This is a genomic window from Catellatospora aurea (assembly GCF_042663325.1).
GTDB lineage: Bacteria > Actinomycetota > Actinomycetes > Mycobacteriales > Micromonosporaceae > Catellatospora > Catellatospora aurea.
Genome location: NZ_JBHTAC010000002.1, coordinates 34,145 through 46,944 on the forward strand (window position 1 = coordinate 34,145; position 12,800 = coordinate 46,944).

At 72.2% G+C, this 12,800-nt stretch carries 12 protein-coding genes; 6 read left to right on the top strand and 6 right to left on the bottom strand.

The features are described from left to right. Positions 1-74: 74 nt before the first annotated feature. Positions 75-635, top strand: a complete 561-nt coding sequence (locus ACFQO7_RS02110) for a DinB family protein (RefSeq protein WP_376804741.1) — start codon at positions 75-77, stop codon at positions 633-635. A gap of 1 nt (position 636) precedes the next feature. Here the strand turns inward: ACFQO7_RS02110 and ACFQO7_RS02115 are convergent, their stop codons facing one another. The 5 genes from ACFQO7_RS02115 to ACFQO7_RS02135 form a co-directional block, all read right to left on the bottom strand. Further along, positions 637-2,403, bottom strand: coding sequence for an ABC transporter ATP-binding protein (locus ACFQO7_RS02115; protein WP_376804742.1), 1,767 nt, complete (start codon positions 2,401-2,403; stop codon positions 637-639). Beyond that, positions 2,400-4,142, bottom strand: coding sequence for an ABC transporter ATP-binding protein (locus ACFQO7_RS02120; RefSeq protein WP_376804743.1), 1,743 nt, complete (start codon positions 4,140-4,142; stop codon positions 2,400-2,402). Before ACFQO7_RS02120 ends, ACFQO7_RS02115 begins: the two co-directional genes overlap by 4 nt. A gap of 73 nt (positions 4,143-4,215) precedes the next feature. Beyond that, entirely contained in the window at positions 4,216-5,250 is a 1,035-nt protein-coding gene (locus tag ACFQO7_RS02125) for a hypothetical protein (RefSeq protein ID WP_376804744.1), read from the bottom strand. Between the two features lie 202 nt (positions 5,251-5,452). Then, positions 5,453-6,697: an SGNH/GDSL hydrolase family protein gene (locus ACFQO7_RS02130; protein WP_376804745.1), complete on the bottom strand. Its 1,245-nt coding sequence runs from the start codon at positions 6,695-6,697 to the stop codon at positions 5,453-5,455. Positions 6,698-6,900: 203 nt separating this feature from the next. After that, positions 6,901-8,478 carry a right-handed parallel beta-helix repeat-containing protein gene (locus tag ACFQO7_RS02135; RefSeq protein ID WP_376804746.1) on the bottom strand — a complete coding sequence of 526 codons (1,578 nt, stop codon included), beginning with the start codon at positions 8,476-8,478 and terminating at the stop codon, positions 6,901-6,903. 240 nt (positions 8,479-8,718) lie between these two features. On the opposite strand from ACFQO7_RS02135, the gene ACFQO7_RS02140 reads away from it, so the two are divergent. Beyond that, positions 8,719-9,294, top strand: coding sequence for a DUF3159 domain-containing protein (locus tag ACFQO7_RS02140; protein WP_376804747.1), 576 nt, complete (start codon positions 8,719-8,721; stop codon positions 9,292-9,294). A 6-nt stretch (positions 9,295-9,300) separates the two neighbouring features. On the opposite strand, the gene ACFQO7_RS02145 is transcribed toward ACFQO7_RS02140, so the two are convergent. Further along, positions 9,301-9,747, bottom strand: coding sequence for a YybH family protein (locus ACFQO7_RS02145; protein WP_376804748.1), 447 nt, complete (start codon positions 9,745-9,747; stop codon positions 9,301-9,303). Positions 9,748-9,847: 100 nt separating this feature from the next. On the opposite strand from ACFQO7_RS02145, the gene ACFQO7_RS02150 reads away from it, so the two are divergent. The 4 genes from ACFQO7_RS02150 to ACFQO7_RS02165 are packed head-to-tail and all read left to right on the top strand — an operon-like array spanning position 9,848 to position 12,761. Further along, complete coding sequence (locus ACFQO7_RS02150; protein ID WP_376804749.1) at positions 9,848-10,693, top strand: alpha/beta fold hydrolase; 846 nt, start codon at positions 9,848-9,850, stop codon at positions 10,691-10,693. 55 nt (positions 10,694-10,748) lie between these two features. Beyond that, positions 10,749-11,114: a hypothetical protein gene (locus ACFQO7_RS02155; RefSeq protein ID WP_376804750.1), complete on the top strand. Its 366-nt coding sequence runs from the start codon at positions 10,749-10,751 to the stop codon at positions 11,112-11,114. Then, a complete protein-coding gene (locus ACFQO7_RS02160; protein WP_376804751.1) occupies positions 11,104-12,138 on the top strand; it encodes a sensor histidine kinase in 1,035 nt (344 codons plus the stop codon). Before ACFQO7_RS02155 ends, ACFQO7_RS02160 begins: the two co-directional genes overlap by 11 nt. Beyond that, complete coding sequence (locus ACFQO7_RS02165) at positions 12,135-12,761, top strand: response regulator (RefSeq protein WP_376804752.1); 627 nt, start codon at positions 12,135-12,137, stop codon at positions 12,759-12,761. The genes ACFQO7_RS02160 and ACFQO7_RS02165 overlap by 4 nt, the downstream gene beginning before the upstream one ends. The last annotated feature ends 39 nt before the right edge of the window (positions 12,762-12,800 follow it).

Here is a 12,800-nt window from a genome sequence, read left to right on the forward strand (position 1 = left end):
CGGTACGTCCTCACGGACCACGGCCAGCGACGGCGTCTGCATGATCGCAGCCGCGGTGTAGGTAGTGTGCGCAGGTGACAAGAAGCGAGCGAATCGCCGACCAGCTGGACTGGTACTGGCAGAGGCGCCTGCAGCCGAGGCTGCACGGCCTTACTGACGAGGAGTACTTCTGGGAGCCGGTGCCCGGCTGCTGGAGCATCCGCCCACACGGCACGTCGACCGCACCGATGTCGGCGGGTTCCGGGGAATGGACGATGGACTTCGCGTCCCCTGACCCGGAGCCGGCACCGGTGACGACGATCGCCTGGCGGCTGGCGCACATCATCGTCTCCTGCCTGGCCTATCGGGTCGCCTGGCACTTCGGTGGTCGGGAGGTCGACTACCAGACCTTCCCCTACGCCGGAACCGCAGACGAGGCGCTGAAGCAACTCGACGAGATGTACGGCCGATGGAACGCGGGCGTCCGCAAGCTGTCGGACGCCGACCTGGACAATCCGCCCGTGGCAGGTCCCGAGCGGCTTCCCCTGGAGGTCACCGTCCTGCACGTCAACCGGGAACTGATCCACCACGGCGCCGAGATCTCCCTTCTCCGCGACCTCTACCGCTGGCAGGACGGAGCCGCACTCCGCCGATAGCTCAGGCCAGCGCGTTCTCGCCCGCCAGCCAGGCGGCGTGCAACTTCGCGTACGGCGAGTCCGCGACCGCGACCAGGTCCTCATGCCGCCCGCGCTGCACAGCCCGCCCGTCGTCGACGACGATCACCTCGTCGGCCCCGCGCGCCGTGGCCAGCCGGTGCGCGATCGTGATCGTGGTCCGCCCACGCGACACCCGGTCCATCGCCTCCCGCAGCCGCACCTCCGTCGCCGGGTCCACCGCACTGGTCGCCTCGTCCAGGATCAGCAGGTCAGCGCCCGCAGCATGGGCCCGCGCGACCGCGACGAACTGCCGCTCGCCGACGCTGAGCCCCTCGCCACGCTCACCCACCACCGTGTCCAGCCCCTCGGGCAGGCCGGCCGCCCAATCCAGCAGGCCCAACTCGCGCAGCACCTCAGCCACCTCGACGTCACCGAGCGCCCGCCCGAACCGGATGTTGTCGGCCAGGGTGCCCCGGAACAGGAACCCCTCCTGCGGCACCATCACCACCCGCTCGCGCAGGCACCCCAGCCGCACTCGGTCCAGCGGCACCCCCGCCAGCAGCACCTGACCCCGGCTCGGTTCGGCCAGCCGGGCGACCAGCTTCGCCAGCGTGGTCTTGCCCGCCCCCGTCTGCCCGACGACCGCCACCCGAGCACCCGCGGCGATCTCCAGGTCCACGTCCCGCAGCACCTGCGCCGACGTGTCCGGGTAGGTGAACCCGACCCCGCGCAGGGTCACCGTGATCGGCCCCGGCGGCAGGTCGACCGCTTCGGCGTGGTCGGCGGCGTCGGGTTCGACGTCGAGGATGTCGAGGACCCGCCGCCACCCCGCGACCGCGTTCTGCAGCCCGTTCAGCATCTCCCCGGCGACCTGCGCGGGCAGCGCGAACTGGGCCACCAGGAACAGGAACGCGGCGATCTCGCCGACCGTCATCCGCCCGCCGACGCCCAGCAGCACGCCGACGGCTGCCGTCGCCGCCATGGCCACACCGGTCGCGATCTCACCGGCGGAGTACGCCGTGACCGTCAGCCGCGACGCCCGCTGCGAGGCCAGCCGGTGGGCGTCGACGGCTTCGTCGAGGCGGGCGACGGTGCGGGCCGACGCGTCGTAGGAGCGGATCACCTCCGCGCCGACGACGCTCTCCGACACGACCGCGAGCATCTCCGCCGAGCGCTGCCGCACCGTTCCGTACGCGTCGGCGAGGTCCCGCATCGCGGCCCGCACGACCCACCCCACCGGCGCGAACACGGCCAGGACCACCAGCGCCAGCGGCCACGAGTACAGGAACATGACCGTCCCGGTGACCAGTGTCTGCCCGACGCAGATGAACAGGACCACCCCGTTCCACTGCAGGAACGAGGTGATCTGGTCCACGTCGGACGTCGCCCGCGCGACCAGCGCGCCGCGCTGCTGCGCGCCGACCCGCAGCACCGGCAGGTCGTGCACGTGCCCGAACACCTTCACCCGTACGGCCGCCAGCGCCGACTCGCTGACGTCGAACAGGCGCAGCATCATCGCGTACCCGCAGATCATCGACAGTGCCAGCACGGCCAGCCCGGCCGCGCCGATCACCGCGACCACCCCGGCGTCCGGTCCGCCGGGGCCGCGCAGCCCGTCGTCGATGCCGCGCTGCACCGCGACCGGCACCGCGGCCCGGCCCGCGGTCATGCCCACCGCGAGCAGCAGCGTGACGGCCAGGCCCCGCCGCAGTTCCGGCGACAGCCGCAGTGCCCGCCGCAACGTGTCCCACATGCCGCCGCCGCTCATGCCGCCTCCCGCCGGTCGTAGGCGGCCAGCAGGTCCCGGTAGCCGGGCGCCGACCGCATCAGCTCGTGGTGTGTGCCGCACGCCTCGACCCGGCCCCGGTCGAGGTAGACGACCTCGTCGGCGAGCGCGATCGTCGGGCGGCGGGTCGCGACGACGAGCATCGCCGGTCCGCCGGGAGCCGCGCGCAGTCCCGCGACGACGTCGGCTTCGACGACCGGGTCGACGGCGCTGGTGGCGTCGTCGAGCACCAGCAGCCGCGGGCCGCCGGCCAGGGCGCGGGCCAGCGCGATGCGCTGGCGCTGGCCGCCGGACAGGGCCGCGCCGCGCTCGCCGAGCCCGGTGTCCAGGCCCTGGGGGAGCAGCCGCACGAAGTCGTCGGCGCGGGCCACCGCCAGCGCCTGCCAGATCGCGGTGTCGTCGACGCCGGGCCGGCCGAGGGCGACGTTGCCGCGCACGCTGTCGGCGAACAGGAACGGCACCTGCGGCACGTACGCCACCGCCGCCGCGTACGCCGCGGCCGTCAGCTCCCGCACGTCCACCCCGCCGAGCAGCACCGATCCCGACTCCGGGTGCAGCAGCCGGGCGGCGACGGCCGCGACGGTCGACTTGCCGCAGCCGGTCGGCCCGACCAGCGCGACGACCCGGCCCGGCCCGACCCGCAACGACACCTCGGTCAGGTTGCGTACGCCCACTTGCCGCAACCGCAGTTCGGCCCGCTCGCTGCCGAGGGTGGCCGTGCCGGGCGGGGCGTCGTCCGCTGCGGCGAGCACCCGGTCCACCCGCTCCGACCCCGCGACGGCCCGGGGCAGCGCGCCCAGCAGCCAGCCGATCGCACGGATCGGCATGTCCATCAGCGCGAACAGGAACGCCGCCGCGGTGAGGTCGCTCAGGTCGAGCGCGCCCTGCTCGCACCGCCACGCGCCGACGACCAGCACCGCGACCGTGCCGACGTGGGGCAGCGCGTCGATGACCGGGTCGTGCCAGGCGCGCGTCCGGCCGATCGACACCAGCGCCCGGCGCAGCTCGCCGACCTGCTCGGCGAACCGGGCCGTCTGGTGATCCGCGCGGCCCATCACCTTGACCGTCAGCGCCCCGTCGAAGCTCTCGTGCGCCAGCGCGGTCACCCGCGCCCGCAACGACTGCGCCTGCCGGTAGCGCGGGGCGACGCGGCGGGAGTACACCGCGAACACTGTGACCAGACCCGGGAACACGACCAGGCCGACCAGTCCGAGCGTCCAGTCGACGGCGAACAGCGCGGTCAGCGCCCCGGCCAGCAGGAACACCGTCGCGACCGCGTAGGCGAGACTGCCGGCGGGCGACGCCGCCGCGTCCACGTCCGACGACGCGTTGGACAGCAGCGCCCCGGTCGGGTTGTCGCGGTGCCACGCGGGCGGCAGGCTGAGGTACTTGCGCACGATCGCCTTGCGCTGCCCGGCCTGCAGGCTCTGCTGCAGGTAGACCGCGCCCAGGCGGCGGCTGAAGATGCCGAGCACCTTCAGCGCGCTCAGCCCCAGCAGCGCGGCCGCGGCGGCGACGAGCAGCCCAGCGTCGACCCGTCCGCGGTCCAGCATCGGCGCGACCACGTCGGCGACCACCGCGCCGATCGCGAACGCGCTGCCGATCGACAGCACCACCACCAGGGCCGCCCCGCCCAGCGAGACGAGGAACAGCCGCGGCTCGGACCGGATCATGCGGCCGCACAGCCGGGTGCCCTGCGCGACCAGCTCGCGAGTGCTCATCGCAGCGCCTCCGCGCCGGCGTCGCAACGGCCCGCTGCGACGGGGCCAGGGCGGCGGTGGCGTTCACGTGCCGTCATCGCAGCGCCTCGACCCACAGCTCGGCGACGGTCCGCATGAACGCGGTCTCGTCGAACCCGGGCCCGCTGCGGGCGGAGGTGGCCGACCGGGACAGGGGTGTGCCCTCCTGGGAGTCCCCGGCCGGCAGCTCGGCCGGCCCGGTGGGCAGGCCGCAGTGGGCGAACATCGCCGCGAGCACGCCCGGCGGGTCGGCGAGCAGGTCCTCGTAGGTCGCGGTGAACACGTCGACGCCCCGGTGCCGCAGCGCCAGGGCGCGTTCCAGCTGCGCCACCCACTGGCAGGCCATGACCTCCTCGGGGGACAGCAGTCGGCCGACCCGCTGCCGCCACCTGGCGACGAGCGGAATCAGCCGCCCGAGGCGGTCCTGCACGGCCGCCGGGTCGGTGGTCAGCGCGGGGTCGTACCCGGCGAACGCCCGTGCGGTCGACCGGGCCCACGACAGCGGCTCCCGGTACAGGAAGACGGCGGCGAACTGCGGGAACTCGTCATGCAGCAGTGCGCCGAGTTCGATGACGAAGCTGCGCGGCTTGATCGCGACGGGCCGTCCCCGCGACAGCAGCCGAACGCAGCTGCGAGCCAGGTCCCGCAGCTCGGCTTCGCGAAGGCGCGGGGCGAGCGTGACGAGCTGGGTGAGCACGTCCGGTTCGGACAGGCCGGTCAGCTCGCCGTGCTCGGCCAGCGCCGCGCCGACCAGGGTGGAGCCGCACCGGCCGGTGGAGTAGAGGAACACACCGCTCGGCTCGCCGGGGACAGGCAGCGCGTGCAGCTCGTCGTAGGACAGGGCGACGAGGCCGGTGGCGTGCTCGTACTGCGCCTGGAAGTAGAACGGCGCGCCGCAGGGGTCGACGTCGGTCCTGGTGAACAGGGCGCGGCGGGTGTCGTGGTCGAGGCAGTACAGGCTGTGGCCGGGTTCGGTCAGCACGATGCCCGGATCGACGGCGGCCACCGGCTCGCAGCGGAAGTCGGCGGGGCCCGCCACCGCGAGGGGGTAGGGCTTGGTCTTCTCCACAAGGGCGAGCAGCTGTGCCATCACACCGTCCCGGGGAGAAGACGGGGGCGGCATGCCGGCCGCCCCCGTCTGCACTTCTCGGTCCCGGTCAGGGAACCGAACCTCGCGGACCAACGCTACGGGTAAGCGTTTTCCGGTATCAAGTATGTGCATGTGCAGATTTGTTGCATGCCATCAAAGCCGGTGGAGGCCGTTATTCCGCGCGAAATCCGGCGTCATCGGGTCACAGCAGCCACAGCGGCACGGCCGCGGCCAAGGCCTGCGCGCCGGTGTCGTTCGGGTGGATGTGGTCGCCGCTGTCGTACGCGGGCAGGACCTTGCTCGGCGCGGCCGGGTCGCGCAGGACCTGGTCGAAGTCGAGCAGCCCGTCGAACTCGTTGTCGCCGCGCAGCCACGCGTTCACCGCCTGGCGGACGGCCTCCTTGTCGGCCGTCCAGGACGAGTAGCCCTCGAACGGGCCGAGCGTGGCCACCACGACCCGCAGCCCGCGGTCCTTGGCCTGGATCGCGAGCTGGCGCAGCCCGGCGATGATCCGGTCGGCGGGGTAGCCGGACAGGTGCACGTCGTTGATGCCGAGTTCCACGATGACGGTGCGTACGCCGGGCTGGCTGAACACGTCGTCGTCGAGGCGGGCCAGGGCGCTGTCACCGAGAGCGGGGGAGTTGAGGGTCGACCCGTCGCGGGTCACCTGGTTGCCGGCCAGGCTCAGGTTGAGCACGCCCGGGTCGGCCAGCGCGGGCCAGGTGCCGGTGATCCGGCTCGCCAGGTAGTCCGGCCAGCGCGTGTTCGCGCCGAGCGTGGAGCCCGACCCGTCGCTGATCGAGTCGCCGAGCACCACCACCGTGCCCAGGCCGGTCGGGGTGAGCACCTCGATCCCGGCCAGGTAGTAGAAGTGGTTGTAGGCGGCGGTCTGGCCGCTGCCGTCGACGTCGCCGGCGCGGTCGCCCGCGTAGACGTACGAGGTCTGCCGGGCGGTCCAGTGCCACGACGTCGCACCGGTCGCGGTCGGCAGGTAGAGCGTCACCGCCAGGTCCTGGGAGGCGGCGACGGGCAGGTCCACCGGATCGCTGAGTACCTCCGCGCCCTTGTACACCACGGTGGAGGCGCTGCCGTTGAAGGTGACCTCGCGCAGGCTGCCCGGCTGCAGGGTGGGCGAGCCGGGTGCGGCGGGCAGGCCGACGGTGGCGTGGCCGATGGTCAGCGGCTGCGTGCCGTACGCGTTGGTGAAGCGCAGCCGGACCTTCTGGCCGCCGAGGGAGACCCGCACGAGCTGGCGGATCGACTGGTCGGTGAAGCCGTTGAGCGAGCTGCCGGTGTTGGCCAGGCTCGGCGCGGTCAGCGCGGTGCCCCAGGTGCCCACCCAGCGCGGCGGCAACCCGCCGGAGGCCGGTCCCGCCGCGCCGACCAGGGTGGTGGCGAGCAGGCCGAGCGCGGCGAGCGCGGCCGCGGCGCGCCTTCGGTTGATCATCACTTGTGGAACCTCCGTCGATTCCCGAGGGGGATGCGGCGGACCGTCCCGCCACCGGCATCACGATGTCAATAAATCTCCAATGTGGAGATATACGAATCTGCTGTCGTGATTACCGGTTCGGCTGATTTATCCGGTACGTCCAGACGTGCGGTGGGCGGGCCGCCCGGGGGGCACCGGGCGGCCCGCCGGTCTACCGCGGATCAGAAGCGTGCCCCGACGTCCGCGCCGTTGGCCGGACGCAGGAACGTGGAGGAGGGGATCGAACCGTCGGAGGCGCGGGTCCCGGTGATCGTGCTCGGGTCGGTGCTCTGCGGCGACCAGGTGCCGCCGAGGTCCCACGAGTTGCCCGAGCCGCTGGAGTTGGAGCCGAGCGACACGGCCGTCCCGTTGGCCATCGCGAGGTTCTTGGTCAGCGTGCTGTCCGAGCGGTTGACGTTGAACCCGGTCCCGGGGTTGTCCCAGGCCGTGCAGCGGTCGATCACATGCTGGCCGGGATTGTTGTTGTCGATGAAACCACCGACCGCGTTGTCCCAGGTCATGCTGTTGCGTACGGTGTGGCTCGCGGACACCGCGTTGCCGCCGAGCTTGAACCCGTTGCCGTCGCCGGTGTAGTTCGGCAGGTTCCACCGGTTGAAGCCGTTGCCCCAGGACAGGCTGTTCTCCAGCAGGATCGGCGAGGAGAACATCCAGAAGTCGAGCCCGTCGTCGGAGTTGTTCCACAGCCGCGCGCCGCGCACCACGTTCCCGCTGCCGGAGCCCTCCTTGATGGCCACGCCGTCGGCGCTCTCGCCGTTCTTGCGCGGGTCGCGGTTGCCGTAGCTGTCCAGGTTCAGGATCAGGTTGTTGCTGGACGAGCCCTGCAGGTGCAGGCCGCTCTCGTAGTTGTCGCGGGTGATCAGCCGCTCGAACACGCTGTTGTTCGTGTCCAGGCCGAAGACGGCGTACGGCCCGTGGATGATCTCCAGGCCGATGATGCGCCACCAGTCGCCCTCGATGTGGATCGCGCCGCGCTCGGAGCGGGGGATGGTGGAGTCCACCGCACCCGGGGTGTACGACATGTTCTCGCCGTCGAGCACCACCTTCTCGCTGCCGTAGTTGCGCAGGACGATCGGCTGGCTCGACGTGCCGTTCTTGAGGATCTGCACGTTCGTGCTCGGCGCGTACGTCCCGCCGCGCACGTAGATCGTGTACCCGGGCTGGACCAGGTCGATCGCGCGCTGGATGGTCTTGAGCGGGGCGCTCAGCGTGCCCGCGTTCGCGTCGTTGCCGCCGGTCGCCACGTAAAGCGCCGTCGTCGGCGGCGGGGTGGAGCCGGCCTCGAACTCCAGGTAGTCGACGTTCGCCAGGCCGGTGGACGTGGTCGGGGTGAGGCGGACGGTGTTGCTGCCGGCGTTGACGTTCACCGTCAGCGTCTTGGTGGTCCAGGCGTCCCAGGTGCCGGTGCCCTCGAAGGACACGGTCTGCACGGTCGCGCCGTTCACGGCCAGGGCGGCCGGCCTCGCGGTCGTGGTGCCGTTGGCGAAGCGGACACCGAGCGTCGCGCTGCCCGCGGCCGCTGCCGTCACCGTGAACTGCACGTATCCGCTGGTGCTGTTGGTGCCGTTGCAGAAGCCGGAGCCGGAGAACCCGGCCCAGTTGCTGTCGACGGTGCCGACGCAGACGGCGGGCGACGTCTCGGCCTCATGGCGGGTCGGCGCGGCGGCGGCCATGGGCGCGGGCAGCGCGAGCACCGCGCCGACGGCCAGGGCGACGCCCAGGGCCAATGATGTGACTCTCATCTGTCTCCCATGCTGGAGCGGCGTGGTGCGAGCGCACGGCCGTGCGGACCCACGCCGCAGGGGCGGGACGACGGGCCCTCGCCCGGAGAAGAACCCGGAACGTCAATGCGTCCCAGTCTCTGGAAAGCGCTTGCCGATTGGCAAGGGTTGGCGTTTGCAGATTTGTTGCAGGCGAGCGCCGTCCGATCGGGAGATCCGGAATCGATCACTCAGTCCACGGGGATGTGGGAAATTTGGACAATGGGGGCTAAGACGTTCCGGGGTTTCGTGCCGTGGATCATCTTCTGGGTGGTGAGCGGGCCGAGCACGTGGGAGTTCGCCGCCGGCGGCGCGCTGGTGGCCGCGCTGATCCTGCTGATCCCGTCCCACGAGCACGGCCGGATCAAGCTGCTGGAGGTCGTCTCGGTGCTGTTCTTCGGCGCGCTCACCGTCGCCGGGCTGGTGCTCGACCACAGCCGGCTGCTGTGGCTGGAGCAGTACGCGCAGGCGATCTCCAGCACGGTGCTGGCCGTGGTCGTGCTCGGCTCGCTGGCGTTCACGCCGTTCACCGAGCAGTACGCCCGCGAGCAGGTGCCGCAGCAGTTCTGGTCCTCACCCCGGTTCAAACACGTCAACCGGATGCTGACCCTGGTCTGGGGGCTGGTGTTCGCCGTCTGCGCGGTGCTCGGCTTCCTCGCTCAGCCCGAGAACGGCGGCTCCGCGTGGCTGAACTGGATCATCCCGATCGCGCTGCTGGCCGGTGCTTTCAAGTTCACCGCCTGGTATCCCGAGCACGTGAAAGCCGCCGCGCAGGCGGCCGGGGCGTCCGCCGCCTGAGCGCGGTCAGGACCTGCCGGGCAGGGTGCTGTCGTCGCGGGCGTCCATGTACATGTCGGACGCGATCTTCCAGCCGTCGGGCTCCCGTACGAGCACCTTCAGGGAGAAGTCGCGCCGCACGGGCATGGTCGACCCGTCGGCGCGCTGCTGCCCCTCACGTTCGAGATAGGTCTTCACCACCGCCACGTCCGCAGTCGGCCGGCGCAGCTCGACCTGCGGCGGCCCGAGCGGGCGGCCCGCCGCGAAGTGCGGGTCGGCGAACAGGTCTGCCAGGTACGCCGCGATCTGCGCGCCGCCCGTGCGGCTGGTCCCGAACGCGTTCGTCCAGTCGGCGTCCGCGGTGTACAGCTCGGCGACGCCGTCGGCGGACAGGCCCGCGAAAGCCTGCGCCAGGCGCGTCAGCACCGCGCCGATCGCCTCCTCGTCCCGCGCCCTGCCCGCTGCCCCGCCCATGCCCGCAGCCTACGACCCGTCACCGTCCCGGAACTGCGGAAACGCGCACCCGGCCGAGACCGTCCAACTAAGATCAAGATGGGGGTACGGGAGGAGTGCCGTGACCGCGACACAGCACCAGCCGCTGCGGCGGCGCGAGCAGGACGGCTGGGCGATCATCGAGAACGAGCCCGCCACGGTCCGGCACCGGGTGCTCATGCTGCCCGGCCTGTTCTGCACCGCCGAGTTCTACACGGCCATGCTGGCCGATCCCGCGCTGGCCCAGGCGGGTGTGCTCGCCATGGCAGCCGACCCGCCCGGATTCGCCGGCCGCCCCGTGCCGTCCGGGTTCGACTACTCGATCGAACGCTACGCCGACCTGGTCGAGGAGTTCGCCGCCCGCGAGGCCGTCGACGTGATCGTCGGGCACTCGTACTTCGCCAACGTCGGCATCGAGATCGCCGCCCGCGGCGACTACCCGGGCCGCCTGCTGCTGCTGTCGCCGTCCTTCTCCCGCGACGACGAGGAGCACGACCTGATCGCCCTCGACGAGGCCGGCCACGTCCCGGTGGTCGGCACGCTGGTCTGGCTCGGCATCAACCCGACCCTGAAGAAGGGCATGCGCGACCGGCTGCCCTCGGACCGCTTCAACGAGCTGTTCGCGCAGATGAAACGCAACCCGCACGCCGCCAACCGGCGGCTGGTCGCCGGCTTCTTCGACAACCTGCGCCGCCACGGCGACCTCGCCTCGCGGCTCGCCGGCACGGGCAACACGGTGTGGGTCGGCCGCGGCGACCGCGACGAGGTCGGCTTCACGGCGCAGGAACAGGCCGCCATCGCCGCGGCCCCGCATGTGACGCTCAAGACCATCTCCGGCGCGGCCCACTTCTCCATCACCGACACCCCGCACGAGGTCGTCGAACTCGTCCGCGCGCTGGCAGACCGTCCAGCCGGCACGGGTCCGTGAACAGGGGACGGTCGGCACTGCCGAAGTGACCAACGGCCTGCCTACCGTGCGCCGCATGTCAATGCCATGGTTGTCGCGCTTCGGCGCGGTCTGCGGAGTCATCCTCGCGCTGTCGCTGGGCGTGCCGGGTGTGGTGGAGCCGTTCACCGGGGAGACCACGGTGACCAGCTTCGTCGCCGGGCTCGGCGCGGCCTTCATGGTCTTCATCGCGGGCAGCGTCCTGTTCGGAGTGTCCATGTTGCGGGCACGGGTGCTGCCCCGGGTCGCGGCGGCGGGCTACATCGTCTCGCTGGTCATGCTCGCCGCGCTCGCCCCGCTGCCGGACTCGTTGCTCAGCAGCGCCGCGCACATCGCGGCAGCGGCTTCGCTGGTGTGGCTGTCCGCCGCCGTGTGGGCCGTACCCTCGACCCGTGAACCCTGACCGTTCCGTCCGGTGGGTGTCGCCGGTGCTGTACACGGCGGTCCTGGCCGCCGGGCTGCACGCCTGGCTGGTCGGCATCGGCGACACCCGGCTGCCGCTGTTCCTCGGCGGCATGGGCGCGCTGTTCGCGCTGGAGTTCGTGCGGCACGACCTGATCGCCCTGCTCGGCCGCATCGCCCTGATCGCCGCCGTCGTCTGGGCCGACGGATCGGGCCTGTCCCGCGTGCTGCTGGCCCTGCTGCCGTTCACCGCGTACTTCGCCTTCGGCCGGACGGCGGCCATCACACTCGGCACGGTCTGCCTGGCCGGGGTCGCCACGGTCCTGCAGCTGCGCCGCCCGGGTTGGACGTCCGACAGCGAGCAGGTGTCGGACCTGCTCATGCTGGTCCTGGCGATCGCCCTGGCCATCGCGATGGCGGCGGTGGCCGTGGAGGAGCGCCGGGGCCGGGAACGTATCGCCGAGCTGTCCGCGGCGGCCGAACGGCAGCGGCTCGCCCGCGACCTGCACGACGACCTGGGCCATCACCTGACCGCCGTCATCGTGCTGCTGGAGAAGGCGGAGGCGTTCCGCGAGCGCGACCCGCAGGCCGCGCAGCGGGCCCTCGCCGACGCGAGCAGCTCGGCCCGGCGTGCGCTGACCGAGGTGCGCACCTCGGTGCGTTCGTGGGACTTCCACCTCGGCACGGCGCTGCGCGAACTGTGCACGGACACGGTCGTGCTCAGGTTCGCCGGGGACGAGAGCCGCTACCCCGAACCGGTGCTGCGCTCGCTGTTCCACGCAGCGCAGGAGGCGATCACCAACGCCCGGCGGCACGCCGGGGACGGCGTCGTCGAGGTGTACGCCGACCTGGGTTCGGATCGGGCGCTGCTGACGGTCACCGACACCGGCCCCGGTTTCACCGCGGACCGTGAAGGCTTCGGGCTGCGCGGTATGCGTCGCAGGGTCCGCGGCGTCGGGGGAGTGGTCGAGGTGCGCAGCGAAGCCGCGTCGGGCACCCGGATCGAAGTGACGGTGCCGCTGTGACGACACGGGTGGTGGTGGTCGACGACCAGCGGCTCATCCGGGAGGGGATCGCGTCGCTGCTCGGCATCCAGGACGGTGTCGAGGTCGTCGGGACGGCGGGCGACGGCCGTGAGGCGGTCGAGGTCGCCCTGCGCACCGGCGCCGACGTGGTGCTGATGGACGTGCGCATGCCGGGCATGGACGGTGTGGCGGCGGTGGCGGTGCTGTCGGCGAAACTGCCCGCGTGCCGGGTGGTCATGCTGACCACGTTCGACGACCAGGACTACGTGGTGCGGGCGCTGCAGGCGGGCGCGGCCGGATACCTGCTCAAGGACCTGCCGTCCCGGGACCTGGCCGCCGCGGTGAAGCTGGCCCACGCGGGCGTGCTCCCGCTCGACCCGGCCGTCGCGGCGCGGCTGACCGCCGCCGTCCCGCGGCGCACACCTGCCGTCGCGCTGAGTGTCCGCGAGACGGACATCCTGCGGTTGGTTGCGCAGGGGATGACCAATCGCGAGATCGGCCGTGAGCTGCATCTGAGCGAGGGCACCGTGAAGAACCACATGTCGCGTATCCTCGACCGCCTCGGCCTGCGCGACCGGACCCAGGCCGCCGTCTACGCCCGCGACCACGGACTGACGTCCTGACCCGACCCGGGCCGCCGGCCCGCGTTTTCCGGCTGCGCC

Coding starts and splice junctions, on each gene's coding strand:
- ACFQO7_RS02115 (WP_376804742.1), bottom strand. CDS start 2,403: ATGAGCGGCGGCGGCATGTGGGACACGTTGCGGCGGGCACTGCGGCTG.
- ACFQO7_RS02120 (WP_376804743.1), bottom strand. CDS start 4,142: ATGAGCACTCGCGAGCTGGTCGCGCAGGGCACCCGGCTGTGCGGCCGC.
- ACFQO7_RS02125 (WP_376804744.1), bottom strand. CDS start 5,250: ATGGCACAGCTGCTCGCCCTTGTGGAGAAGACCAAGCCCTACCCCCTC.
- ACFQO7_RS02130 (WP_376804745.1), bottom strand. CDS start 6,697: ATGATCAACCGAAGGCGCGCCGCGGCCGCGCTCGCCGCGCTCGGCCTG.
- ACFQO7_RS02135 (WP_376804746.1), bottom strand. CDS start 8,478: ATGAGAGTCACATCATTGGCCCTGGGCGTCGCCCTGGCCGTCGGCGCG.
- ACFQO7_RS02140 (WP_376804747.1), top strand. CDS start 8,719: ATGGGGGCTAAGACGTTCCGGGGTTTCGTGCCGTGGATCATCTTCTGG.
- ACFQO7_RS02145 (WP_376804748.1), bottom strand. CDS start 9,747: ATGGGCGGGGCAGCGGGCAGGGCGCGGGACGAGGAGGCGATCGGCGCG.
- ACFQO7_RS02155 (WP_376804750.1), top strand. CDS start 10,749: ATGTCAATGCCATGGTTGTCGCGCTTCGGCGCGGTCTGCGGAGTCATC.